We start from the raw sequence: 24,172 nt of genomic DNA, 5'->3' as shown, positions 1-24,172 counted from the left end.
CGCCCCGAGGGGCCCACGCCTCCCGCCGCGCCGGCGCCGCCGGCCGCTCGCCCTCCCGCGAGACGGGCGGACCCGGCCCGACGCCGACGGGCGGGGGACGGGTCGATCGACGCGACGCCGGTGATCCGGGTTTTGTCATCCGGGTCGGTCGCGGTGGCGGCGGCCCAATCTTCCAGGGCCACCTCGAGCGGCGTCTGCGCCAGCCCCAGGTCGGCTTCGACGGTCTGCAGTTCGCGAATCAGCTCGAGCACGCTGCGCTGACGTGCCTCAGGCTTGCGGCTCATGGACCGGCTGAGCAGCGCGTCGAGTCGGGCGGGGACATCCGCTCGACCGATCGGCGCGACCTTCGCCCGCACGATGCGGCCCATCAGGTCGGCCGTCGAATTGTCTGATCCCGGCACCTCGAACGGCGACCGGCCGGCCAGGAGCGAGTACAGGGTCGCGCCGAGCGACCAGACCTCGCTGGCGATCGTGCCCGACACTTCGTCGAGCAGCACTTCCGGCGCTGACCACGGGATGGACAGCCCCACGGCCTCGGCCTTTTCGGCCTCGTTCAGCGTCGACGCGATGCCGAAGTCCGAGAGCACGGGGTGTCCGTAGGCCGTGACCAGGATGTTCGAGGGCTTGATGTCCCGGTGCAGCACGCCGGCCCGGTGGGCCGTTTCCACGGCGCTGGCGATCTTGATACCGATTCGCAGCACGTCAGGAACGGACAGCGGAGCCGACCGATACTGCTGGCTGAGGCTCGACGAGCAGTATTCCATCACGAGGTAGGGCCGGCCGTCGCTGGACACGCTCGACTGGAACACGGTCAGGATCGACGGATGCGAGCTGAGCAGGGCCATCAGGTCGGCCTCGGCCCGGAACATCTGCCGCACCTGATCGGTGACGATTCCGGCGAGCAGCACCTTGACCGCGACGGGGCGCCGTGGCAGGTTCTGGTCGTAGAGGAAGACGTCGGCGAAGCCGCCGGAGCCGAGAACACGCACGTAGGAAAACCCCGGCAGGTTGGGCGGGGGTGACGGCAGTCGTCGCGTCATACGTGCCTTCCCGCTTTTCATGCCCGGTGTCGTGAATCAGTTCGCGCTGTGAATCAGTCCGCGCTTGCCATGACGGATGAACGGGCGATACCGCTCATTGTAAGCAGGCTCTACACGCCGTTCACCGCCCCAACCGGGCCAATTTTAGGCATTCGCCCCCAGCAGGGGGGCAGAACCCTCGGCTCCCGGCACGATATCGAGCACGTCGAGCACGATCGCGGTCACGTTGTCGCGGCCGCCGTTCTCCAGGGCCGCATCGACGAGGGCATGCACCGCGTCATCCGCTTTCGGCATCGACATCAGAAAGTGACGGATGCCGTAGGCCGTGAGCTCCTTCGTGAGCCCATCGGAACAGACCAGAATACGCATTCCCACCTGCAAGGGCAGCACCCGGTAGTCCGGAACCGGCGGTTCATGGAAACCCACCGCACGGGTGATGACGTTTCCGTGCGGATGCACATCGGCCTCTTCGCGAGTGATTCGCCCGGCATCCACGAGTTCCTGCACGACAGAGTGATCGACGGTGACCTGTTCGAGCACGCCGGAAGTGAGCTGGTAGACCCGCGAATCCCCGATGTTGAACACGATCCACTGCGCGGCTCCGGAGACGATGCCGAGCGCGACCCCGGTGACCGTGGTTCCGGTGCCCTGGTCGGTCACCCCGACACCGTGGGCCATGTCGATCACCGCCTGACTCAGGGCACGGTTGAGTGCTTCGGCATCCGCCACGGTGGCCCCGGCGAGGTCGGCGAGACGAGTGACAACGGCCGCGCTGGCGACGTCGCCCGCGGAGTGGCCGCCCATCCCGTCGGCGACGGCGAATACGGGGGGCTCGGCGATCAGGCTGTCTTCGTTCACCTCGCGACGATGGCCCGTGTCGGTGAGCATGGCCCACGCAAGAGTCACGGTTGTGTTGGCCTGAGGCAGGTCAACCGTGAAGGTGGTCGAACTGCGACCGAGCTGAGTCACGGATGGAGCCTTCCGAGGTCGGATGTGCGGCACGGATCGAAACCGAGCAGCACGGTTATCGCAGGATTTCGACGATATTGCCGTCCCCGATATCTACCATTGTACCGGGCGTGACCGCGAGGGACTGGCCCGATCGCAGGCGGCGGGTGCGTCCGCGGAGGGGTCTCACGACGGTGCCGTTCGTGGACCCGAGGTCGGTGATCACGATCGAGTCCCCCTCTTGGCGGATTTCAAGGTGCGTCGACGACACCGCCGACGTCCCCGACTGCACGGTCAACAGCGTCGGCGGTTCTCCGACGACGATGCGCGGCAGGCGAGGATTGCGGCCGAGCACGTAGGCACGGTCGAGCCGGTACGGTTCGCCCGGGGTCAGCTGGAAGGAAGAGCGGGCGACCCCCGCAACGGCCGCGATGACTTGCGGCTGCGCGAGCGCCCGAGCGCTGCCGGTCTCGGCCGGTGGCTTCTCCGGTTGCCCCGGCGCGTCTGCAGCGGCCCGGCCGTGTCGAGTGGGATGTGGCGGCCGGATGACCGTGTCGGCATCCATCGGCTGATGTTCGGGGCGCTCCGATCCCCTCCACTGATCGGCGGGAGCCCTCAGCACCGTATCGCCGTCGGCGAGGGCCCGCGGCGCACGAATCACAGTGTCGAACTCGGGAGCGGCGACTTTCTCACTCGTGCGCACGGCTTCATCGTCGAGCTGCCTATCGTCGCGCCGTCCGTGCGTGTCGAGGATGGGGTCATCGGCCGCGGCCTCGATGATGGACCAGAAGAGGGCGTTGCCGGAGAAAGCACCCGCTGCCACCCGCTGGCCGGCACCGAGTCCGCCGGCAGCGAGCACCGGGGCATCGATTGATCCGATGACGAGCCCGGTCACCGCACGAAAGTCGGCGAGCAGCCACGGACGAATCCCGCGGTCGCTGAACCGGCGCGAGCCCCCTATCGAGAACACGTCGGCCACGGCGGTTCCGCGCACGACCGCCGACGCGGGCACGCCGTCGGCGTCGGTGGCATCCCGCCGCACAACCAAGAGAAAGCTCGGTACCGCCTCGGGACCCGTCATCGGCAGCACGGCGACGATCGATTCGAGATCGATGACGTCATCCAACACCCGATCGGTGAGGCGCTCGATGATGCTCCCCGCGGTCCCGGACGGCACCGCGGCCAGAAAGCGGTGACCCACGACGAAAACCCAGGCCGCCGGCGCCCCGGGCGACGTGACGACGGCGACGCGTCCCAATGGCATGCAGCGAGTCTATCGACCGCCCGTGCCGATCCCCCGCAGGTACCGGGGACGCCCGCGAGGTTGGCCGTCTCACCGGTCCGAGTCTTCGAGAGGCACCCGAAAAGCCCATTCGGGCAGGTGCCCCGACCGGAGCAGGGTGTCGAGCAGCAGCGCCATATTGTAGCCGGGGTCGATGGCCAGCGCCGTGTCGACGTAGAGGCCCGCCACCGAACCGCTCCCCAGAGACCAGGACAACCAGGCCAGCATGCACAGCGGCGCCGGCCGGGCGCTTCGCGGCGCCATCGCGATGACGGTTTTCAACAGGGTGATGGCGCGATCAGTGCGATCGAGGTCAGGACGATCGTCGGTCTTGCCCAACATCAGGTCCGCCATCAACAGTCCGCGCCGACGGGCAGCACCGTCGTTTATCGCTTCACCCTCCGCACGGTCATCCGGCGCGTGAACTTCGAGCCCGGCCGCCTCCGCCGCGAGTTCAAGCGCGACGATGTCGTCCATGGACAGCCCGGTGCGGCGCTGAAGCTCCCAGTATCGGAGGTTGGCAGCGTGGGCCGCCGCACCGGCCTCCCGTCCGAAGGCGAACTGCACCATCACCTGGTCGCGGCAACCCGGGCCTTGGACGACGTAGAGCAGCGCGGCCGCATCCGCCGCTGAGAGGGCCGTGGTGTTCCAGCCGAGGGCGACCTCGGCCAGTTCTACCGGGTCGACGACTTCTCCGATCATCGACACCAGCGCGGAGGCGTTGCGCGCCGTACCGAATCCCTTCTGCAAACGCCGGTATTGCGCTGCGACGCGTTCCTTCGCGGCGAGGTCGATCGTCGGCAGTTCTGTGCCGGTCAGAACGGTACCGAGTCCGCGGGCCACCACCTCGGGCACATCCGCGTGAACGAAGGAGCCCGCGATCCGGCTGAGCGGATGCCCGCCCACGGGGCACTGAGGGTCGAGGTACGAGCCCCAGGCATTGGAGGCGACGCACAGGGCATCGCGCACCAGGAACCCGCTGAGCTCCGCCCGCTTGGCGAGGCTGTCCGCGAATCGCGCGTGGGGCAGCCCACGTGTCGCCGAGACGGAGGCTGCGGTGTAGACCACCGGCACGAGGGCGTCAACGCCGGGGATCTTGCAGAGGGTTCCGATCAGCGAGGTGGCGATGCGTTTTTGCACCTTGGCCGGGACATTCGCCTCCGGAAGATTGAAGCGCAGGGCCCCGCACGTGCGGTTGCCTCGAAAGGCGACGAGCACCACGCTGTTCTCCGGCGTGAAACCGACCAGCTGTGGCACGAGAGCGAGGAAGTCGTGAGCTTCCTTGGTTTTCACGATGTGGTTTGCCATGCCGACACTGTGCCCGACGCCGCCCCGGCCCGGGGCGGAAACCGGCCGCAGCGCACAACTTTCGCCGACGCTCCCCCTGTGGGGGGATCGATGGCGCCGGGATCGTCAGCGCCCCGGATCAGACCTCATCGGCAACCGGGGCCGCGAACTGCGCAGCGTAGAGCGCGTGGTACGCGCCCCCCTCCGCCAGCAGTTGCTCGTGCGAGCCCTGCTCGACGATGCGCCCGGAATCCATCACCAGAATCAGATCAGCATCACGAATCGTCGAGAGCCGGTGAGCGATCACGAAGCTCGTGCGTTCGGCACGGAGGGCGCTCATCGCCTTCTGCACGAGCACCTCCGTGCGGGTATCGACCGAACTTGTCGCCTCGTCAAGGATCAATACGCTCGGTTTCGCCAGGAAGGCCCGGGCAATGGTGAGCAGCTGCATTTCCCCGGCGCTGACGTTGCCGCCGTCATCGTCGAGCACGGTGTCGTAGCCCTCGGGCAGGGAATGCACGAACCGGTCGACGTAGGTCGCCTTCGCGGCGGCGAGGATGTCGGCTTCGCTGGCATCGGGGCGGCCGTAGGCGATATTCTCCCGAATCGTCCCGCCGAACAGCCACGTGTCCTGCAGCACCATACCCATGCGGCTGCGCAGGTCGAGGCGGGTCATCCGGCTGACGTCGACGCCGTCGAGCAGAATGCGCCCGGCATCGATCTCGTAGAAGCGCATCATGAGGTTCACCAGGGTCGTCTTGCCGGCGCCGGTGGGGCCGACGATCGCCACGGTCTGGCCGGGTTCGGCGACCAGGCTGAGGTTGTCGATGAGCGGTTTGTCGGCCGAGTAGCCGAAGGAGACGCCCTCGAAGACGAGGCGCCCGTGCGTCTGGGTGGGGGTCTCGGCCGGGTCCACGTCTTCGCTCTGTTCCTCGGCGTCGAGCAGGTCGAAGACCCGCTCGGCGGAGGCCACCCCGGACTGCAGCAGGTTGGCCATCGACCCGAGCTGGGCCAGCGGCTGGGTGAACTGGCGCGAGTACTGAATGAAGGCCTGCACGTCACCGAGCTGCATGGCACCGGTGGCGACCTGGAGCCCGCCGACGACGGCGATCGCCACGTAGACGAGGTTGCCGATGAACGTCATGGCGGGCATGATCAGGCCGCTGATGAACTGGGCGCCGAAGCTCGCCTCGTAGAGTTCGTCGTTCTTCTGTGCGAACCGGGCCTCGACCTCCCGCTGGCGGCCGAAGACCTTGACGAGCGCGTGGCCCGTGAAGGTCTCCTCGATCTGGCCGTTCAGTTCGCCGGTGTGGGTCCACTGGGCCACGAACAGTTTCTGCGAGCGCTTGGCGATCAAGGCGGTGATGACCAGGGTCAGCGGAACGGTCACGAGCGCGATGAGGGCCAGCAGCGGCGACAGCAGGAACATCATCACGATCACGCCGATGACGGTGAGTAGCGAGGTGACGATCTGGCTCAGCGTCTGTTGCAGGCTCTGCGAGATGTTGTCGACGTCGTTCGTGACCCGGCTGAGCAGCTCACCGCGCTGGCGCGAATCGAAGTACTTCAGCGGCAGCTGGTTGATCTTCGCCTCGATCTCCGCGCGCAGGCGAAACACCGTGCGCTGCACGATGCCGTTAAGCACATAGGCCTGCATCCAGCTGAACACCGACGAGAGCACGTACAGCGCGAGTGCCCAGAACAGCACGGTCGACAGCATCGCGAAGTCGATGCCGAGCCCAGGGGTCAGGGTCATCCCGCTGAGCAGATCGGCCTGGGCGTTGTCACCGGATGCCCGCAGCCCGGCGATCGCATCGGCCTGGCTTTCACCGCTGGGAAGGCCCTGGGACAGCACGCCCGCGAAAATCAGGTTCGTGCCCTCACCGAGCAGGCGCGGGCCGAGTACCGAGAACGTGACACTGATCACGGCGAGGCCGAACACGAGGGTCAGCCACAGCCGCTCAGGGTGCAACTTGCCCATCAGGCGCTTCGCCGAGACCGTGAAATCCATCGACTTCTCGGCGGGCAGGTTCATGCCGCCGAACGGTCCGCCGCCGCGCGGAGGTCGGGGCGGCACGACGATCTTGTTGGTCTCGCTCATGCTGCGTCCTCCGCCGTGAGCTGCGACGCCACGATCTCCTGATAGGTGCGGTTGGTCTCGAGGAGTTCCTCGTGCCGGCCGCGACCGACGATGCGGCCGTCTTCGAGCACGAGAATCTGGTCGGAGTCGATGATGCTCGACACCCGCTGGGCGACGATGATCATGGTGGCGCCCGCAGCGCCCTGCTTCAGAGCCTGTCGGAGCCGGGCATCCGTCGCCAGGTCCAGGGCTGAGAAGGAATCGTCGAAGATGTAGAGCTCCGGGCGTTTTACGAGAGCGCGGGCGATGGCGAGCCGCTGGCGCTGACCGCCGGAGACGTTGGTGCCGCCCTGGGCGATCGGGGCGTCGAGGCCACCCTCCATCTCGGTGACGAAGTCGGCGGCTTGGGCGATGGTCAGGGCCTGCCACAGTTCGGTTTCGGTCGCATCGGGTTTGCCGTAGAGCAGATTGCTGCGCACGGTTCCCGAGAACAGGTATGGTTTCTGCGGCACGAGGCCGATGTGGCCCCAGAGCAGGTCGGGGTTCAGCTCCCGCACGTTGACGCCGTCGACCAGCACGGAGCCGGTCGTCGCGTCGAAGAGGCGCGGCAGCAGGTTCACGAGGGTGGTCTTGCCTGATCCGGTGCTGCCGATGATCGCGGTGGTTTCGCCGCGCCGGGCGATGAAGCTGACGTGACTGAGAACGGGCTGTTCCGCACCCGGGTAGGCGAAGCCCACGTCGAGCAGTTCGATCTCGCCGCGGGCGGTCGTCGTGTTGACGGGGTTTCGGGGCGGCTGCACGCTCGATTCGGTCTTGAGCACCTCCATGATGCGGTCGGCCGAGACGGCGGCGCGCGGGATCATCACGGCCATGAAGGTCGCCATCATCACGGCCATCAGGATCTGCATGAGGTAGCTGAGGAAAGCGATCAGGGTACCGACCTGCATCGAACCGTCCTGGATGCGGAATGCGCCGAACCAGATCACGGCGACGCTCGACACGTTGAGCACGAGCATCACGATGGGAAACATCAGCGCCATCAGCCGCCCCGAGCTCAGGGCGACCTCGGTGACGTCGGTGTTCGCCTGCCCGAAGCGACGGGTCTCCACGTCTTCCCGGGTGAACGCGCGCACGACGCGGATTCCGGTGAGCTGTTCGCGCAGCACGCGGTTGACGGTGTCGATGCGAGTCTGCATCTTGCGGAACAGGGGAACCATGCGCACGACGATGAACCCGACCGCGATCAGCAGAATCGGCACGCTGACCGCGATGAGCCAGGACAGTTCGAGGTCCTGGCGGATCGCCATGATCACGCCGCCGATGCTGAGGATCGGCGCCGATACGAGCAGGGTGCAGGTCGTCAGTACGAGCATCTGCACCTGCTGCACGTCATTGGTAGAGCGGGTGATGAGCGAGGGCGCCCCGAATTTGGTCACCTCCTGCTCGGAGAACTCACCGACCCGCGTGAAGACGGCACCGCGCACGTCGCGGCCCACGGCCATGGCGGCTTTCGCACCGAAGTAGACGGCCACGATGGCGCAGATGATCTGCCCGAGCGTGATCAGCAGCATGACACCGCCGGTCGACAGGATGTATCCGCTGTCACCGGTCGCGACGCCCTGGTCGATGATGTCGGCGTTGAGGGCCGGCAGGTAGAGCGAAGCGATGGATTGCAGCAGTTGGAAGACGACAACGGCCACGAGCAGGCGCCAGTGCGGCCGCAGGTAACGCACCAATAAGGTCCAGAGCACGGTTCTCCTAGTGAGACGGGGGTTCGGGGACGCCGGCGGGGTGGCCGGCGATTCCGTAGAGGATGAGGGTGGTGATCTCGTCGTCGTCGAACCCGGTTCCGAGGTGGATCATGGGCATGCTCGCCGCGAGACTGACCATGCGGATGATCTGGGCCGAGCGTTCGGCGGTGAAGTGCAGGCGTTCCAGATCTGGTTCGAGGGCACGGCTGAGGATCTCGGTGAACTCCCGGCGCGGGTCGTGAGTGTGCGGTTTGCCCAGCAGCCCGAGGGAAGTCATGAGCGTGAAGACGGTCGTGAAGCGTTCGCGCATGAGCACGACGATGCTGCGCACGCGAGCTTCGAGCGGCAGGCCAACGTCGACGGCGCGCAGTTTTTCCCGGAACGGCTCGGGGTCGAGTTGCCGGGCCACCGCTGCCTGGATGAGTTCTTCTTTGGTGCCAAAAGCGCGAAAAATCGTGCCCTCGGCGATGCACGCCCGTTCGGCAATCTGCTTGGTCGTGACGGCTGCGCCGAACTCGGTGAGTAGGGGCGTGACGGCGTCAACGAGCATCGATCGCCGGTCTTCGACCGTCAGGGAGGGGGCGCGCAGGGGTTTGTCAGTCACCCGGACAGCCTAACTGAGTGAGCGCTCACTCACAAGCGTTCGGCCGCGTAACAATCCCTCCACAGGGCACGTTTCACGCGACTTATGCCCAATGTCCGATTCCCGCGAGGAGTCCCAAACCGGCCCGGCTACAGTCGGAAGATGGACAGCATCCCTCCCTCCCTCATACGCCTCGACAGCCCGATCGGCCGTCTCGAAGTCACGGCCAGCCCGGCGGGCATCCTGTCGCTCTCCATCGAGACCGACGGACACCTCCCCCTCGAGAACTCCCCCGAGAAGCCATCCCCGATGCTGCGCCTGGCCAAGCGCCAGCTGACCGAGTATTTCGCGGGCGCGCGCACGGCCTTCGACCTACCGGTCGCGCTCGATTCGGGCACCGAATTTCAGCGCAGCGTCTGGCACCAACTCAGCCAGCTGCCCTTCGGCAGCGTCGTCTCCTACGGCGCCCTCGGCCAGTCCATCGGCCGTCCCGGCTCCGGGCGCGCCATCGGCGGCGCCGTCGGAGCCAACCCGGTGCCGATCATCGTCGGCTGCCATCGGGTGCTGGCGACCACCGGCCGTATCACCGGCTACAGCGCCGGCGAGGGCATCGCCACCAAGGCGTGGCTGCTCGACCACGAGGGCATCGGCCACAAGTGACGGATGCCGCGACGCCGATCACCGAGACCGCCGCTGTCCACCCTCACAGCGCCGGCCACCCCCGCACCGCTGATCCCTCGGCCCGCGCCTCCGTTCTCGCCGGCGACGATGGTGTTGTGCGCTGTGCGTGGGCCGGCCTCGACACCGAGTACCAGCGTTACCACGACGAGGAATGGGGGCGCCCGCTGCGCGACGACCAGCGCCTGTTCGAAAAGCTCTGCCTCGAGGGTTTTCAGGCCGGGCTGTCCTGGATCACGATCCTCCGTCGCCGGCCGGCATTCCGCGCCGCGTTTCACGCCTTCGATGTGACCACGGTCGCGGCGATGACCGAAACCGACGTCAGCCGCCTGCTCCTGGACGCCTCGATCATCCGCCACCGAGGCAAGATCCAGGCCGCGATCAGCAATGCCCGCGTTACCCGTGATCTCGGAACGAGCCTGGGGGAGCTGATCTGGAGCTTCGCCCCACCCACGCGCACCGCGCGCCTGGCTACTCTGGCCGAGGTTCCCGCGATCACGCCGGAGTCCACGGCGCTGAGCGCCGAACTCCGTCGACGCGGCTACAGATTTGTCGGCCCCACCACGATGTACGCGTTGATGCAATCTTCCGGCCTCGTCGACGACCACGTCACCGGCTGCCACCGCGCCAACTGACCGCGCACCCGTCTATTCCGCCGCGAGCAGACCCAGGGCGGCGACGGCGTCACGCTCGGCCAGGAGTTCGGCGACCGACGCGTCGATGCGGGACCGGGAGAAGTCCCCGACCGTCAGGCCCTGTTCGATCGTCCACGCCCCCGCGACCGAACGCACGGGAAAGGAGCTGATCAGGCCTTCGGGCACACCATACGACCCATCGGACACCACGGCGGCGCTGGTCCACTCCCCCGGCCCCGTGCCGGTGCCGTTCACCCAGTCGTGCACGTGATCCAGGGCCGCGCCGGCGGCCGACGCCGCGCTCGACGCGCCGCGCACCGCGATGATCTCCGAGCCCCGCTGGGCGACTCGGGGGATGAAGTGCTCGGTCAGCCAGCGCTCGTCGACGAGGTCCCGCACGACGCGGCGCCCGCCGGACTCGAGCCGCACCGTCGCGTTGAAGACGTCGGGGTACTGGCTCGCCGAGTGGTTGCCCCAGATCGACACCCCGTCGATATCGCCGACGGGAACGGCGAGGTGCTCACTGAGCTGGGCGACGGCGCGGTTGTGATCGAGGCGGGTCATGGCCGTGAAGCGGTCGGCCGGAACGTCGGGGGCGTGGCTGCGGGCAATGAGCGCGTTGGTGTTGGCCGGGTTACCGACGACGAGCACCCGCACGTCGGATGCCGCTCCCGCGTTGATCGCGGCACCCTGGGGTCCGAAGATGCGACCGTTGGCGGCGAGCAGGTCCGCGCGTTCCATGCCGGCGGCCCGCGGCCGCGAACCGACCAGGAGCGCAACGTTGACGCCGTCGAAGGCGCGGGTGAGGTCATCCGTGATCGTCGTCGACGCCAGCAGTGGAAAGGCGCAGTCCGCCAGCTCGAGCGCGGTCCCTTCGGCGGCGGCGAGGCCCTGGGGAATCTCCAGCAGTCGCAGGTTGATCGGTGTGTTCGGCCCTAGCAACTGCCCCGACGCGAGGCGGAACAGCAGCGCGTACCCGATCTGCCCTCCCGCACCGGTCACGGTCACGGTCACGGGCTTCGGTGCATGCGCAGCAGTGGTCACGCGCTCATCCTACCCACCCACCCGCCGGGCCTACACGACGAGGAGCAGCGTTCCGGCGGCGCCGGGTCTCAGCGTGAAGCCCGCCGTGGGCGCCCAGGCCAGCAGGTCGTCCACGGTGGCGAAGTCCTCGCCGTGTTCGAGCAGGGCCCGGGTGAAGAGTCCCTTCCACTTCTTGTTGAAGTGGTTGATGGCCCGGGCATGACCGTCGGTACCGACGGTGACGACGCGCAGAAAGACCGAATCGGACCGCACCGGCGCGGCGCCGAGCGACACGTAGCCCTCGGAGCGCAAGTCAAGCACCAACCCCGGCACCGCCGAGAGCACCTTCGTGGTCGCGACCGTCCAGTGCGCCTTGAGCGGATGCTCCGGCACCCGAGAGTCGTGCGACAGCCGGTAGGCGGGAATCGCGTCGAGGGCTCCGAGCGGTCCGAACAGCGCCGAATGCACCACCAGATGGTCCCCGGCGAAGACACGTGCGGCCGGCGACAGCGAATCCGTTTCCAGGGCGTCGTAGAGCACGCCGGTGTAGCGGTCCATCGCCGCCATCGCCGGGGAGGTGAGCAGCAGCCGGTTGCGTTCGACTTCAGCGCCCTGGGTGCGTCCGAGCTTCAGCGCGGCCATCGCCGACTCCGGTTGCTTGCTGAGCTTCACGAGCGCACGTGCGAGACTCCGACGACGGGTGGTCAGCGTCGGGTAGCTCAGGGCCGCCCAGTCCAGGCACAGAAAACCGCCGCCGGAGCGTTTAGTCTCCGACGGCGGTATCAGTACGAGCATTGCTTCACAATCAGACGAGTTCCGCCTTGCGGGCCACGATCGTGACCGTGTTGTTGTCGACGGACAGAAAGCCGTCGGCCGCTTCGGCCTGCACCTTGGAGCCGTCGGGGAGCGTCATGCGCACCTCGCCGGCCGCCAGGATTGCAAGCATGGGCTCGTGGCCGCTGAGGATACCGATTTCACCCTCAACGGTGCGAGCGACAACCATCGTCGCTTCGCCGGACCACACTTCGTGGTCCGCCGAGACGACACTGACGGTGAGTACGGCCATGCTTAGCCGTTCTCTTTCTGAATCTGAGCCCACTTCTCTTCGACGTCGTTGATGCCACCGACGTTGAAGAAGGCCTGCTCGGCCACGTGGTCGAAGTCACCGTTGGCAATAGCCGTGAACGACTCGATGGTGTCCTTGAGCGGAACCGTGGAACCCTCGACACCGGTGAACTTCTTCGCCATGTAGGTGTTCTGGGACAGGAACTGCTGGATGCGACGGGCACGGGAAACCGTGACCTTGTCTTCTTCAGAGAGCTCGTCAACACCGAGGATCGCGATGATCTCCTGGAGTTCCTTGTTCTTCTGCAGGATCGCCTTGACGCGAACGGCCGTGTTGTAGTGATCGGCACCCAGGTAGCGGGGGTCGAGGATACGGCTGGTCGAGGTCAGCGGGTCGACGGCCGGGTACAGGCCCTTCGATGCGATTTCACGCGACAGCTCGGTCGTGGCGTCCAGGTGGGCGAAGGTCGTCGCCGGTGCCGGGTCGGTGTAGTCGTCGGCGGGAACGTAGATCGCCTGAAGGGAGGTGATCGAGTGGCCACGGGTCGACGTGATGCGCTCCTGAAGGATGCCCATCTCGTCGGCCAGGTTGGGCTGGTAGCCCACGGCGGAAGGCATACGGCCCAGAAGGGTCGACACCTCGGAACCGGCCTGAGTGAAGCGGAAGATGTTGTCGATGAAGAGCAGAACGTCCTGCTTCTCAACGTCGCGGAAGTACTCCGCCATCGTCAGGGCGCTCAGTGCGACGCGCAGACGCGTTCCCGGCGGCTCGTCCATCTGGCCGAAGACTAGGGCGGTCTTGTCGAAGACGCCGGCTTCTTCCATCTCGGCGATGAGGTCGTTACCCTCGCGGGTACGCTCACCGACACCGGCGAACACCGACACTCCACCGTGGTCCTGCGCAACGCGCTGGATCATTTCCTGGATCAGGACGGTCTTGCCGACACCGGCACCACCGAAGAGGCCGATCTTTCCGCCGAGCACATACGGCGTGAGAAGGTCGATGACCTTGATACCGGTTTCGAAGAGCTGAGTCTTGGACTCGAGCTGGTCGAAGGGCGGCGGCTTGCGGTGGATGGGCCAGCGCTCAGTGATTTCGATCTTCTCGCCCGGAGCGGCGTTGAGCACGTCTCCGATGACGTTGAAGACCTTGCCCTTGGTGACGTTTCCGACCGGAACCGTGATGGGGCTTCCGGTGTCGCGAACTTCCTGTCCGCGAACGAGGCCGTCCGTCGGGTTCAGGGCAATGGCCCGAATGAGGTCGTCGCCGAGGTGCAGGGCAACCTCGAGGGTGATCTCGCTCGTAACGCCACCGATGGTGATCGTCGTCTTCAGGGCGTTGTACATGCCGGGGATCGAGTCGTGCGGAAACTCGATGTCGACAACGGGGCCGGTGACGCGGGCGATACGGCCAACAGAGCCGGCCGTATCCTCCGCGCGGACTGGCGCGGTTGCGGTGTCAGTCATTGCTCTCTCATCTCTGTAGTTCTGGGCTTCTGTGAATTACTTCTTGGCGGATGAGAGCGCATCGGCTCCACCCACGATCTCGGAAATCTGCTGGGTGATCTCGGACTGACGCGCGTTGTTGGATAGGCGTGTGTAATCCGTGATCAGCTTGTCGGCGTTGTCGCTGGCCGACTTCATGGCCTTCTGGCGGCTGGCGTGCTCGGAAGCGGCCGACTGCAGCATGGCGTTGAAGAGGCGACTCTCGATGTACACCGGGAGCAGGCTGTCCAGTACGGTTTCAACCTCGGGTTCGAACTCGTACAGGGGAAGCACCTGGTCGCTACCGGGTTCTTCGACGCCCTCGACCACTTCGAGGGGAAGCAGTCGCACAACCTCGGGAATCTGCGTGACCATGCTGACGAAACGGTTGTAGACGATGTGAATCTCGTCGACGCCGCCATCTTCGGAGTCCCGCAGGAACGTTTCGAGCAGGGCCTCGCCGATTTCCTTGGCCGTTTCGAACGTGGGCTGGTCGGTGCCGCCGGTCCAGACCCGCTCGGATACCCGGTGACGGAAGCTGAAGTACGCGATTGCCTTGCGTCCGACGAGGAAGTACGTGACGTCCTTGCCCTGGCTGCGCAGCAGCGTCGTCAGCTCTTCGGCTTCCCGCAGCACCTGCGAGCTGAACGCTCCCGCAAGGCCTCGGTCCGACGCGAAGATGACGACCGCGGCGCGGTTGATCGTTTCGGGCTCGGTCGTCAGCAGGTGCTCGACGTTCGAGTACGTGGCGACCGCCGATACGGCTCGCGTGACTGCACGCGAGTACGGGGTGGAGGCGGCGACTCGCGCCTGCGCCTTTTGAATGCGCGAGGCGGAGATCAACTCCATGGCCCGAGTGATCTTCTTGGTCGTCTGGGCAGACTTGATTTTCTGCCGGTAGACCCGAAGTTGCGCTCCCATGTGTCTCCTGTGCTTCCTTGTCTATCAGTGAGTGTGTCTCGACAGGCACGACCGCCGGGTGAGTGTCCACCCGGCCGTCATTTTCTGGTTTAGCGGCGGTGCTTGACGATCTTTTCCTGGTTGACCTCGTCGGGCTTGATCGCCGCGAAGGTCTCTTTGCCGGCCGAGGCGAGGGGCTTGCCCTCACCGGTCTGGAACTCCTGCTTGAACTTGTCGATTTCGGTGCTCATCAGGGCGACGGTGTCGTCGGTGAGCACGTTCGTCTCGCGCAGGGTGGAGAGCACCGTCGTGGTGCGGCCGAGGAATTCGAGCAGTTCGCGTTCGAAGCGCAGCACGTCCGGAACCGGGACCTCGTCGAGCTTGCCGTTGATGCCGGCCCAGATCGAGACGACCTGGTCCTCAACGGGGTACGGCGAGTACTGCGGCTGGCGCAGCAGTTCGGTGAGTCGGGCACCACGAGCGAGCTGACGACGGCTGGCCGCGTCGAGGTCGGAGGCGAACATGGCGAAGGCTTCAAGCGACCGGTACTGGGCGAGCTCGAGCTTGAGCGTTCCCGATACCTTCTTGATCGACTTCACCTGCGCGTCGCCACCGACACGGGACACCGAGATGCCGACGTCTACGGCGGGGCGCTGGTTGGCGTTGAAGAGGTCGGACTGCAGGAAGATCTGGCCGTCGGTGATCGAGATCACGTTGGTCGGGATGTAGGCAGCGACGTCGTTGGCCTTGGTCTCGATGATCGGGAGACCGGTCATCGAACCGGCGCCGAGGGCGTCGGACAGCTTGGCGCAACGCTCCAGCAGACGGGAGTGCAGGTAGAACACGTCGCCGGGGTAGGCTTCGCGTCCCGGCGGACGGCGCAGCAGCAGCGAAACGGCGCGGTAGGCCTCGGCCTGCTTGGAGAGGTCGTCGAAGACGATAAGAACGTGCTTGCCGGCGTACATCCAGTGCTGACCGATGGCCGAGCCGGTGTACGGGGCGAGGTACTTGAAGCCGGCCGGGTCGGAGGCGGGGGCCGCGACGATGGTCGTGTATTCCATGGCTCCGGCGTCCTCGAGGGCGCCCTTCACCGAAGCGATGGTGGAGCCCTTCTGGCCGATGGCGACGTAGATGCAGCGAACCTGCTTCGTCGTGTCGCCGGACTCCCAGTTGGCTTTCTGGTTGATGATGGTGTCGATCGCGATGGCCGTCTTACCGGTCTGGCGGTCACCAATGATGAGCTGGCGCTGGCCGCGGCCAATCGGGATCATGGCGTCGATGGCCTTGATTCCGGTCTGCATCGGCTCGTGCACCGACTTGCGGTCCATGACGCCGGGAGCCTGCAGCTCGAGGGCGCGACGACCTTCGGTTGCGATCTCACCGAGACCGTCAATGGGAGCGCCGAGCGGGTCGACGACGCGGCCGAGGTAGCCGTCGCCGACGGGAACGGAGAGGACCTCGCCAGTGCGGTGCACCTCCATGCCCTCGACGATTCCGGCGAACTCACCGAGAACGACAACGCCGATCTCATCTTCGTCGAGGTTCTGGGCCAGGCCCAGGGTGCCGTCGGCGAACTTGATGAGCTCGTTGGCCATGACGCCGGGCAGTCCCTCGACGTGCGCGATTCCATCGCCCGCGGTGGTGACGTATCCGACCTCGGTCGTGGAGGTCTTGTTCGGCTCGTAGGACTTGACGAAGTCCTGGAGAGCGTCGCGGATCTCATCGGGGCTGATCGTTAGTTCTGCCATCATCTTCCCTTTTCTGTACGGGTGGTACAGGTTCTGTCTCAAAAAAGTCTGTCAAACACAGTCCGATTCGACTGCGTGTGGTGCGGGTGGTGCGTCGTGCCTGTGCGTACTCAGCGAACGAGCTGAAGACGCAAATCTGCGAGCCGGGTTGCGATGCTGCCGTCGATGATGTCCTGGCCGATCTGCACCCGGACACCGCCCACGAGTGACTCGTCAATGACGAGGTGCACGGTCAGTTCGCGGCCGTACCGCTCGCCCAGGCTCGTGGTGAGCCGGTCGAGCTGGGCCGCGGACAGTGCCGTCGCGGATGTGATGGTCGCGATCGTCGTTCCCGACTGGTCGGCGACGACGGATGCCGCGTGGCGGAGCAATTCGCCGATCCGGCGTCCCCGGGGCTGCTGCACGAGGTGCCGCACAATGGCCAGGGTCTGCCCGCTCACCTTGCCGGCGAGGAGCGCCTCAACGAGGCCCGCCTTCGCTTCCGCTTTTCCGAGCTTGCTGACCAGGGCCAGTTCGAGCTCGGCGTCCGAGGACACGGTCGCGCCAAAGCCGAAGAGTTCGGCCTCGATCGCGGTGCCGGCCGGAGCTGATGCAGCGGTTGCCCGCAGCCCCAGGTCTTCGATACCGGCCAGCAGGTCGTCGTGGCTGGACCAGCGCTGCGAGGCCGCAGCCTCGAGAAGCGCCAGCGCCTTCGCCGTGACGTTCGTGCCGAAGACGGCACGCACCAGAGTGGTTTTCGCGCTCGGCTCGGCGGCCGGGTCGGCCAGGGCTGCAAGCAGCTGCGAGGACTTCCCGATCACGCGGCCGGCGCTGAACAGGCTTTCACCCGTCGCCAGATCCGTGCTGCCGCCCGATGCAGCCAGGGCTGCTCGTGACGTGGCCAGTGCTTCTCTGGTGGCGCTGCCCATGGTTAGTTCTTTCCGGCCGTTGAGGCGTTGGACGTGTTCTCCGTGGCTTCAAGTTCGGCCAGGAAACGGTCAACGATGGCGCTCGCCTTGGCATCGTCGGTGAGGCTCTCACCGATGACTCCGGAGGCCAGGTCAATCGCCAGGGTGCCGACCTCGGAGCGCAGGGACACGACGGCCGCCTGACGTTCCGCTTCGATCTGGGTCTTGGCCGTTGCCGCGATGCGGTTGGCTTCGCTCGTGGCCTGTTCCTTATGCTCAGCGACGATGCGCTGGCCATCGGTACGGGCCTGGTCGCGAATCTGACCGGCCTCGGCGCGGGCTCCGACCAGCTGGGCTGTGTACTGCTCGAGAGCAGCCTCGGCCTTGCGCTGGGCGTCGTCGGCCTTGGCGATGTTGCCTTCGATGGCCTCTGCACGATCGTCAAGAAGCTTCTGCATCTTCGGAAGTGCGTACTTCCAGAAGAAGAACAAAATCACGGCAAAGCAGACCGCCGACCAAATGATGTCGTAGACCGCGGGGATGAGCGGGTTCGGTGCCGCTTCTTCCGTAGCGGCTGCAATTACTGCGTGAAGCATCATGCCTCCTAACTGAGTAGTTGAAGAGGACTAGTTCGTGAAGATGAAGTAGGTTGCGATACCGATGAAGGCGAGCGCCTCGGTGAAGGCGATACCGATGTACATCAGCACCTGCAGGCGACCGGCGAGCTCGGGCTGACGCGCGACACCCTCAATGGTCTTGCCAACGACGATACCCACGCCGATTGCCGGGCCGATAGCTGCGAGGCCATAACCGACGGTTGCGATGTTTCCGGTGAGTTCCGCAAGAACGGTTGTTGAATCCACGAATGTTTCCTTCCGAGATGGTGAAATCGGCGAATGCCGGATTCCTAAAGTGTCTAGTGTTCCTCAGCCAGCGCGAGCTGGATGTAGACGGCGGTGAGCAGGGCAAAAATGTAAGCCTGGAGAACGGCAATCAACACCTCGAAGAGCGTGAAGGCGAAGCCGAAGACGAGGGTGCCGGCGCCGAAGAGCTTGAACCCGCCGTCCGCCGTGAAGAAGAAGAACTGGGTCGCGCTGAAGAACAGCACCAGGAGCAGGTGTCCGACGATCATGTTCATCATCAGTCGGAGGGTGAGAGTGACCGGTCGCACCAGGAACGTCGAGATGAATTCGATCGGCGTCACGATGATGTACAGGGCCGGCGGCACTCCGGGCGGGAAGAGCGAATTGCGGAAGAACTTCGCGGGGCTCTTCTTGACGCCGGCGTAGATGAACGTTGCGTAGGAGATCACGCCGAGGAGCAGCGGAACTCCGATCACCGAGGTGCCGGCGATGTTCAGGAACGGGATGATCCCCGTGATGTTCATGAACAGCACCATGAAGAAGATCGTCGTCAGGAGCGGCAGGAATCGCCGGCCGTCCTTCTTGCCGAGGAGGTCCTCCGCAATGTTGACGCGAACGAAGTCGAGTCCCATTTCGGCAATGCTCTGCATTCGGGTCGGGATGACCTTCATGCGGCGGGTACCGAGCCAGAACACGAGCATCAGGACCGCGACCGACAGGAAGCGGATCAGGATGATGCGGTTGATCTCGAAGGGAGTGTCCGCGAAGAAAATTACGTCGGGGAAAAACTCATTGATTGACGGACCGTGGAATTCACCGTCGCCAGTGGCGGACGGGACCAGCAGGTTTACGGCGGTTTCTAGCAGCGCTTTCTCCTGTTTCGGGGCGGTGAGCTCTGCTCGCGCATCGACGAATGGGGGCGGGTTTACGACGCTGTACAGCATGAGCAAACCGGGGGTGGATCGGTGTTTACTCTAGCAAAGAACCAGCGCTGAACCGAATCGAGACCGAACCGAATCGAGGCAAGCCTCCGCACAACTGGTCTGCCCCCGAGGGGGGAACGGAGCGGGGATCAGGCATCCGTCGGGGCCGACGGAAGAGTGACGTCGCTCACGTAGCTCATCCGGCTCTTCATGACCACGACGGCGTCGACCACGAGGGACCCGATAACGCCGGCGACGATGCTGAGGAAAAGTACGATCGGCGAGATCCACGGCTGGTCACGCAGCAGGAACATCAGCACCAGGAACACGACGAATTTGAGCAGCCAGCCGCCCATCACGATTCCGAAGAACGCGCCGATGGCGGATTCCCGACCGGCGAAGTGGTTGGCCAGCAGGATGCTGCCCGCCGTGATGCCCATGAAGACCACGGCCATGGCCGTGCCGATCAGGGCGCTGACGACGCCGATGCCGCCGACGAAGATACCACCCAGGGCTGCTCCGATAACCGCGATGCCGATCGCGAGCCAGCCGCCGTAGACCAGAATGCGGCGGAGCACCGGAATGGACGTGGGCTGCGGCGGGTTTTGGCTGTCAGTGGGTGACCCCTGACGGGATGTCGGGCGGGATGTCTGGGGGCTGGTCATGCGTGCTCCTCGGCGGTGATGGGTCGTGCGGGTGTGGCGTCGTTCGGAATGCTGGTGGAGGCGTGGCCGGGGGTGTCTTCGGTAGCCGCTTCGTCGAGCGGGTCGAGCGCGGCGATTTCGCCGGTCTGCGGGTCGTCACTCGGCGACTGCTGGCTGGCTACTTCTTCGGCCTTGCGCCGGCTGAGCGGGGCGAGGGTAACGACGGTGCAGGCCAGCAGGGCGATCACGATGAAGACCGTGGCGTACCAGGTGGGCAGGCCGAAGTAGACGGGCAACACGAAGTAGAGCAGGCAGCCGACGGATGCCGCGGCGGTCCACCCATAGAAGATCAGCACGGCGTGCAGGTGAGAATGGCCCATGTCGAGCAACCGGTGGTGGAGGTGTTTGCGGTCCGCGCTGAAGGGCGACTTGCCGGCCCGAACCCGTCGGAACACCGCCAGTCCGAAGTCCAGCAGTGGGATGATCAGGATCGCGAACGGCAACAGGATCGGAATGAAGGCCGGGAAAAGCTGTGAGCGGTTCACCGCCGTCGGGTCAACCTGTCCGGTGATGGCGATGGCCGAGGTTGCCATCAGCAGGCCGACCAGCAGCGCCCCGGCATCGCCCATGAAAAGTTTCGCGGGACGCCAGTTGAGCGGCAGGAATCCGACGCAGGCGCCCACCAGGATCGCGGCGATCAACGAGGCGAGGTTGAAATAGTTGGTCGGCGAGGTGTCGCGTACCAACAGATAGCTGTACAGGAAGAAGACGCCATTGGCGATCAGGGCGACGCCCGCGACCAGGCCGTCGAGGCCGTCGATGAAGTTGATCATGTTCATCACGATCACGATGGTCACCACGGTGATCATGATCGACATCCATGCGGACCCCACGGTGAGCCCGCCGATCGGCAGCGAGAGCACCTGCACGCCCTGCCAGGCCACCAGGCCGGCGGCGATGAACTGGCCGGCGAGCTTGGTCATCCAGTCGAGATCCCAGATGTCATCGGCGACTCCGAGCAGCACGATCAGCAGCGCCGCACCCAGAATCGCGAGTATCTGCTGCGGATTGGCGAAGATGAGCCGCAATGGGGCGAATTGGGAGGCGATGAGATAGGCGACCCCGAACGCGGCGAGGATGCCGAGGAAGATGGCGATTCCGCCGAGCCGGGGAGTGGGTCGGGTGTGCACATCACGAGAGCGGATGGCCGGGTACAACCGGTACCGATGGCTGAGCTTCAGAACCACGATGGAGAAACCGAAGGTGACCACGGCCGAGATGAGCGCGAGCAGGATGAAGAGGGTCATGGCTACTCGGTAACACCGTCTTCAGCTGGGAGCACATCAGCAGGAGGCGCGTCGATTTTCTCGGGAGGCGTATCCGGGGTGTCTTCCGCCTGAAGGGCGTCTCCGATGATTGCCGCGATGGCGGCGCGGGAGATGACACCGCTGCGCACGATGGCGACTGTGCCCCCGTTGGTGTCGAATCCCGTGGCATCGACGATGGTCGACGAGGTATCGCCGGGGCGTTCCCCGATCGGCTCATAGCCGAGGCCGGCCACTCCCCCGTCGAGGTAGACGGCGACGCTGGTGCCGAGCATGTCTTCGGCGCCCTCAGCGTCAATCGCGGCGGGCAGCCCCGACCGGTTGGCCGAGGAGACCGCGAGCGGACCGGTCTCCGAAAGCAGATCGAGTGCGATCGGGTTGCTCGGCATGCGCAGCGCCACCGTGCCCCGGGTCTCGCCGAGATCCCAGACCAGCGAGGGCTGCGCGTGCAGGATGACGGTGAGTCCACCGGGCCAGAATTCGGCGACGAGGTCGCGGATCGGCTGTGGCACGCTTTCGGCGAGGGCGTCGAGCGCGGTGATGCGCGGAATCAGTACGGGCGGCGGCGACGTGCGGTCGCGACCCTTGGCGTCGAGCAGTTTCTGCACGGCCTCGGGGCTGAAGGCATCCGCTGCGATGCCGTACACCGTGTCGGTGGGGATGACGATCAGGGCGCCTCGGCCGATGGCCGAGAGCGCCAGCCTCTTGCCGGCCGCATATTCCGTGTCGACCGAGCAGTCGTAGATTCGAGTCATTTCGGACAATTCTAGTGCAGCAGCATCCGGGGAGCCTGTGACCGCTCCGGCCCGCCCCAACCTCGCTGGTCGAGCAGGGCGCATGTTTTTCGCGCCCGCGTCGAAACCACGGCGGGCCTCCCCCAATCTCGCTGGTTGAGCCTGCGCGCGAAGCGCGCTGGTCGGAACCACGGTGAGCCGCCCCTCGGACTGTAGGTCGGCTCGCCCGGCAGAACCAGCGGGGGTGCGCCTTCTAGGGACGCAGCGCGGTCGTCGCCCGGTCGCGGCTCGTGTAGTCCGGGTGCGTGGCCGGGGCGCGCCAGCCGTCGGCGACCAGCAGCGCCCGGATCTCGGCGCCCTGCAGCTCACCGTGTTCCATGACGAGGAATCCGCCGGGACGCAGCAGCCGCAGCGCGGTCTGCGAGACGAGTCGCACGACCTCGAGGCCGTCCGTTCCGCCGAAGAGGGCGTGAGCGGGATCGAACAGGCGCACCTCAGGGTCCCGAGGAATCGCCGCCGCAGGAATATAGGGCGGGTTGGAGATGACCACGGCGACGGTGCCGTCAAGTTCGGGAAGCGCGTCGGCCAGGTCGGCGAAGACGAGCGTCGCGTTCGGGGCCGCGACCTCGGCGAAGTTGCGGCTGGTCCACGGGTACGCCTCGGCGGAGTTTTCGCAGGCCCAGATGCGGGCGTGCGGCACCTCGGTGGCCAGCGCCAGGGCGATTGCGCCGCTTCCGGTGCCGAGGTCGACCCCGATCGGCTCGGGATCCGCCATCGAGCGCAGGGCGTCGATGGCGATCTGGGCGACCTGTTCAGTTTCGGGGCGCGGCACGAAGACTCCCGGGCCGACCAGAAGTTCGAGCTGGCGGAACGGGGCACGTCCGGTGATGTGCTGTAGGGGTTCGCGGGCGGCCCGGCGAGTGAGCAGGCCGTCGATGGTGGCGGCATCCGCCTGGCTGAGGGTCGAACCGAGGAGGCCGGCGGCCTGTACCTGCCCGCGGCTCTGGTCGAGCACATGGCCGATCACGAGCTCGGCGTCGACGATGGGGTCGGGAACCCCGGCCTGGCCGAGCCGGGCGATCGCCCACTCCCGCATGCGAGCCACCTCGAGCGGCAGCTCCGGCAACGCAGTGAGCGCATCTGCGGGTCTATCAGGGGAATTTTGCGGGTCCAGCGGTGTTGAAGTCACGCCATTAAGTATGACGTAGTGCTAGGTAACACCGGGCCTGCGGTCAGCGGGGAGCCGTAGGCTGAAGACGGCCGTTTCCCCCGAGCGAAAGTTGCCCCGATGCCCCAGATCTACTCCGACATCACCCAAGCCGTTGGCCGTACGCCGCTGGTGAAGCTGAACCGTCTCACCGAAGGCCTCGGTGCCACGGTGCTCGCCAAGCTCGAGTTCTACAACCCGTCCAGCAGCGTCAAGGACCGTATCGGCGTGGCCATCATCGACGCTGCCGAAGCCGACGGATCCTTGAAGCCGGGCGGCACCGTCGTCGAAGCGACCAGTGGTAACACCGGTATCGCCCTCGCCATGGTCGGCGCGGCCCGCGGTTACACGGTCATCCTCGCGATGCCCGAGACGATGAGCAAGGAACGCCGCGTCATGATGCGCGCCTACGGCGCCACCATCGTGCTGACCCCGGGCGCTGCCGGAATGAAGGGTGCCGTGCAGGCCGCGCAGGAGATCGTGGACACCACGCCCGGCGCCATTCTCGCCAGCCAGTTCACCAACCCGGCGAACCCGGCCATCCACCGTGCCACCACCGGCGTCGAAATCTGGGACGACACCGCGGGCGCCGTGGACATCCTCGTTGCCGGCATCGGCACCGGCGGCACCATCTCGGGTGCCGGCGGCCTGCTCAAGGAGCGCAAGCCCACCGTCACCGTGATCGGCGTCGAGCCGATCGACTCCCCGATCCTCACCGGCGGCACCCCCGGCCCGCACAAGATCCAGGGCCTCGGCGCGAACTTCGTGCCCGAGGTGCTCAACCGCGAGGTCTACGACGAAATCGTCGACGTCACCCTGGCCGACTCGCTCGCCACCGCGCGTGCGCTCGGCACCGACGAGGGAATCCTCGGCGGCATCTCGGGCGGCGCGGCCGTCTGGGTCGCCCTGCAGGTCGCCAAGCGTCCCGAAAACGCCGGCAAGACCATCGTTGTCGTTGTGCCCGGCTTCGGAGAGCGCTACATCTCCACCGTGCTCTACGAAGACCTGCTCGACTAGGCACGCGTTTCCGCTACCGGCACCACCCGCACCTTCCGGCCGTCTCACCACGACACGTCCAGCTCAG

The 24,172-nt window shown here is 66.1% G+C and carries 24 protein-coding genes; 3 read left to right on the top strand and 21 right to left on the bottom strand.

The features are described 5' to 3' along the window. The 7 genes from D6T64_RS14695 to D6T64_RS14665 form a co-directional block, all read right to left on the bottom strand. On the bottom strand, positions 1-1,040 hold a 1,040-nt coding region (locus D6T64_RS14695), incomplete at its 3' end, for a serine/threonine-protein kinase (protein ID WP_147364579.1). A 144-nt stretch (positions 1,041-1,184) separates the two neighbouring features. Next, the gene (locus tag D6T64_RS14690; protein ID WP_119975420.1) at positions 1,185-2,009 is read right to left on the bottom strand and encodes a PP2C family protein-serine/threonine phosphatase; all 825 of its coding nucleotides are present in this window, start codon (positions 2,007-2,009) and stop codon (positions 1,185-1,187) included. A 55-nt stretch (positions 2,010-2,064) separates the two neighbouring features. Further along, on the bottom strand, positions 2,065-3,252 hold the full coding sequence (locus D6T64_RS14685) for an FHA domain-containing protein (protein ID WP_119975419.1): 1,188 nt from the start codon (positions 3,250-3,252) through the stop codon (positions 2,065-2,067). 69 nt (positions 3,253-3,321) lie between these two features. After that, positions 3,322-4,578 carry a DUF4192 family protein gene (locus tag D6T64_RS14680; RefSeq protein ID WP_119975418.1) on the bottom strand — a complete coding sequence of 419 codons (1,257 nt, stop codon included), beginning with the start codon at positions 4,576-4,578 and terminating at the stop codon, positions 3,322-3,324. Between the two features lie 118 nt (positions 4,579-4,696). After that, complete coding sequence (locus D6T64_RS14675; protein WP_119975417.1) at positions 4,697-6,658, bottom strand: ABC transporter ATP-binding protein; 1,962 nt, start codon at positions 6,656-6,658, stop codon at positions 4,697-4,699. After that, a complete protein-coding gene (locus D6T64_RS14670; protein ID WP_119975416.1) occupies positions 6,655-8,388 on the bottom strand; it encodes an ABC transporter ATP-binding protein in 1,734 nt (577 codons plus the stop codon). The genes D6T64_RS14675 and D6T64_RS14670 overlap by 4 nt, the downstream gene beginning before the upstream one ends. Positions 8,389-8,395: 7 nt before the next feature. After that, positions 8,396-8,992, bottom strand: a complete 597-nt coding sequence (locus D6T64_RS14665) for a TetR/AcrR family transcriptional regulator (RefSeq protein WP_119975415.1) — start codon at positions 8,990-8,992, stop codon at positions 8,396-8,398. Positions 8,993-9,133: 141 nt separating this feature from the next. On the opposite strand from D6T64_RS14665, the gene D6T64_RS14660 reads away from it, so the two are divergent. Together D6T64_RS14660 and D6T64_RS14655 are read left to right on the top strand one after the other, a co-directional pair. Then, positions 9,134-9,631: a methylated-DNA--[protein]-cysteine S-methyltransferase gene (locus D6T64_RS14660; RefSeq protein WP_119975414.1), complete on the top strand. Its 498-nt coding sequence runs from the start codon at positions 9,134-9,136 to the stop codon at positions 9,629-9,631. 116 nt (positions 9,632-9,747) lie between these two features. Continuing rightward, complete coding sequence (locus D6T64_RS14655) at positions 9,748-10,284, top strand: DNA-3-methyladenine glycosylase I (protein ID WP_233551201.1); 537 nt, start codon at positions 9,748-9,750, stop codon at positions 10,282-10,284. Between the two features lie 12 nt (positions 10,285-10,296). Here the strand turns inward: D6T64_RS14655 and D6T64_RS14650 are convergent, their stop codons facing one another. From D6T64_RS14650 to prmC, 14 genes are all read right to left on the bottom strand, one after another. Continuing rightward, positions 10,297-11,328, bottom strand: coding sequence for a malate dehydrogenase (locus D6T64_RS14650; protein ID WP_233551199.1), 1,032 nt, complete (start codon positions 11,326-11,328; stop codon positions 10,297-10,299). A gap of 30 nt (positions 11,329-11,358) precedes the next feature. Beyond that, entirely contained in the window at positions 11,359-12,102 is a 744-nt protein-coding gene (locus tag D6T64_RS14645; protein ID WP_119975412.1) for a YaaA family protein, read from the bottom strand. A gap of 10 nt (positions 12,103-12,112) precedes the next feature. Further along, positions 12,113-12,373 (bottom strand): F0F1 ATP synthase subunit epsilon, encoded by a 261-nt coding sequence (locus tag D6T64_RS14640; RefSeq protein WP_119975411.1) that lies wholly within the window; start codon positions 12,371-12,373, stop codon positions 12,113-12,115. A gap of 2 nt (positions 12,374-12,375) precedes the next feature. Continuing rightward, positions 12,376-13,839 (bottom strand): F0F1 ATP synthase subunit beta, encoded by a 1,464-nt coding sequence (atpD, locus tag D6T64_RS14635; RefSeq protein WP_119975410.1) that lies wholly within the window; start codon positions 13,837-13,839, stop codon positions 12,376-12,378. A 36-nt stretch (positions 13,840-13,875) separates the two neighbouring features. Further along, the gene (locus D6T64_RS14630) at positions 13,876-14,778 is read right to left on the bottom strand and encodes a F0F1 ATP synthase subunit gamma (protein ID WP_119975409.1); all 903 of its coding nucleotides are present in this window, start codon (positions 14,776-14,778) and stop codon (positions 13,876-13,878) included. An 89-nt stretch (positions 14,779-14,867) separates the two neighbouring features. After that, the gene (gene atpA / locus D6T64_RS14625; RefSeq protein WP_119975436.1) at positions 14,868-16,505 is read right to left on the bottom strand and encodes a F0F1 ATP synthase subunit alpha; all 1,638 of its coding nucleotides are present in this window, start codon (positions 16,503-16,505) and stop codon (positions 14,868-14,870) included. A 110-nt stretch (positions 16,506-16,615) separates the two neighbouring features. Continuing rightward, on the bottom strand, positions 16,616-17,413 hold the full coding sequence (locus tag D6T64_RS14620) for a F0F1 ATP synthase subunit delta (RefSeq protein WP_119975408.1): 798 nt from the start codon (positions 17,411-17,413) through the stop codon (positions 16,616-16,618). Positions 17,414-17,415: 2 nt separating this feature from the next. Then, positions 17,416-17,988: a F0F1 ATP synthase subunit B gene (locus tag D6T64_RS14615; RefSeq protein ID WP_119975435.1), complete on the bottom strand. Its 573-nt coding sequence runs from the start codon at positions 17,986-17,988 to the stop codon at positions 17,416-17,418. Between the two features lie 30 nt (positions 17,989-18,018). Next, positions 18,019-18,255 (bottom strand): ATP synthase F0 subunit C, encoded by a 237-nt coding sequence (gene atpE, locus D6T64_RS14610; RefSeq protein WP_119975407.1) that lies wholly within the window; start codon positions 18,253-18,255, stop codon positions 18,019-18,021. Between the two features lie 53 nt (positions 18,256-18,308). After that, a complete protein-coding gene (atpB, locus tag D6T64_RS14605) occupies positions 18,309-19,199 on the bottom strand; it encodes a F0F1 ATP synthase subunit A (protein WP_119975406.1) in 891 nt (296 codons plus the stop codon). A 128-nt stretch (positions 19,200-19,327) separates the two neighbouring features. After that, positions 19,328-19,843, bottom strand: coding sequence for a hypothetical protein (locus D6T64_RS14600; RefSeq protein ID WP_119975405.1), 516 nt, complete (start codon positions 19,841-19,843; stop codon positions 19,328-19,330). After that, the gene (locus tag D6T64_RS14595) at positions 19,840-21,129 is read right to left on the bottom strand and encodes an MraY family glycosyltransferase (protein ID WP_119975404.1); all 1,290 of its coding nucleotides are present in this window, start codon (positions 21,127-21,129) and stop codon (positions 19,840-19,842) included. Before D6T64_RS14595 ends, D6T64_RS14600 begins: the two co-directional genes overlap by 4 nt. Positions 21,130-21,131: 2 nt before the next feature. After that, positions 21,132-21,902 carry an L-threonylcarbamoyladenylate synthase gene (locus D6T64_RS14590; RefSeq protein WP_119975403.1) on the bottom strand — a complete coding sequence of 257 codons (771 nt, stop codon included), beginning with the start codon at positions 21,900-21,902 and terminating at the stop codon, positions 21,132-21,134. A 232-nt stretch (positions 21,903-22,134) separates the two neighbouring features. Continuing rightward, positions 22,135-22,977: a peptide chain release factor N(5)-glutamine methyltransferase gene (prmC, locus tag D6T64_RS14585; protein WP_119975434.1), complete on the bottom strand. Its 843-nt coding sequence runs from the start codon at positions 22,975-22,977 to the stop codon at positions 22,135-22,137. Positions 22,978-23,169: 192 nt separating this feature from the next. Between prmC and cysK the strand changes: the two genes are divergently transcribed. Next, on the top strand, positions 23,170-24,105 hold the full coding sequence (gene cysK / locus D6T64_RS14580) for a cysteine synthase A (protein WP_119975402.1): 936 nt from the start codon (positions 23,170-23,172) through the stop codon (positions 24,103-24,105). Positions 24,106-24,172: the final 67 nt, after the last annotated feature.

Origin of the sequence: Cryobacterium melibiosiphilum, assembly GCF_003602235.1 — a bacterium.
GTDB lineage: Bacteria > Actinomycetota > Actinomycetes > Actinomycetales > Microbacteriaceae > Cryobacterium > Cryobacterium melibiosiphilum.
This window is presented reverse-complemented; position numbering and strand designations above follow the sequence as displayed.

Coding starts and splice junctions, on each gene's coding strand:
- atpB (WP_119975406.1), bottom strand. CDS start 19,199: ATGCTGTACAGCGTCGTAAACCCGCCCCCATTCGTCGATGCGCGAGCA.
- cysK (WP_119975402.1), top strand. CDS start 23,170: ATGCCCCAGATCTACTCCGACATCACCCAAGCCGTTGGCCGTACGCCG.
- D6T64_RS14620 (WP_119975408.1), bottom strand. CDS start 17,413: ATGGGCAGCGCCACCAGAGAAGCACTGGCCACGTCACGAGCAGCCCTG.
- atpD (WP_119975410.1), bottom strand. CDS start 13,839: ATGACTGACACCGCAACCGCGCCAGTCCGCGCGGAGGATACGGCCGGC.
- D6T64_RS14615 (WP_119975435.1), bottom strand. CDS start 17,988: ATGCTTCACGCAGTAATTGCAGCCGCTACGGAAGAAGCGGCACCGAAC.
- atpA (WP_119975436.1), bottom strand. CDS start 16,505: ATGGCAGAACTAACGATCAGCCCCGATGAGATCCGCGACGCTCTCCAG.
- D6T64_RS14640 (WP_119975411.1), bottom strand. CDS start 12,373: ATGGCCGTACTCACCGTCAGTGTCGTCTCGGCGGACCACGAAGTGTGG.
- prmC (WP_119975434.1), bottom strand. CDS start 22,977: ATGCGGGAGTGGGCGATCGCCCGGCTCGGCCAGGCCGGGGTTCCCGAC.
- D6T64_RS14680 (WP_119975418.1), bottom strand. CDS start 4,578: ATGGCAAACCACATCGTGAAAACCAAGGAAGCTCACGACTTCCTCGCT.
- D6T64_RS14595 (WP_119975404.1), bottom strand. CDS start 21,129: ATGACCCTCTTCATCCTGCTCGCGCTCATCTCGGCCGTGGTCACCTTC.
- D6T64_RS14600 (WP_119975405.1), bottom strand. CDS start 19,843: ATGACCAGCCCCCAGACATCCCGCCCGACATCCCGTCAGGGGTCACCC.
- D6T64_RS14685 (WP_119975419.1), bottom strand. CDS start 3,252: ATGCCATTGGGACGCGTCGCCGTCGTCACGTCGCCCGGGGCGCCGGCG.
- D6T64_RS14675 (WP_119975417.1), bottom strand. CDS start 6,658: ATGAGCGAGACCAACAAGATCGTCGTGCCGCCCCGACCTCCGCGCGGC.
- D6T64_RS14590 (WP_119975403.1), bottom strand. CDS start 21,902: ATGACTCGAATCTACGACTGCTCGGTCGACACGGAATATGCGGCCGGC.
- D6T64_RS14660 (WP_119975414.1), top strand. CDS start 9,134: ATGGACAGCATCCCTCCCTCCCTCATACGCCTCGACAGCCCGATCGGC.
- D6T64_RS14645 (WP_119975412.1), bottom strand. CDS start 12,102: ATGCTCGTACTGATACCGCCGTCGGAGACTAAACGCTCCGGCGGCGGT.
- D6T64_RS14630 (WP_119975409.1), bottom strand. CDS start 14,778: ATGGGAGCGCAACTTCGGGTCTACCGGCAGAAAATCAAGTCTGCCCAG.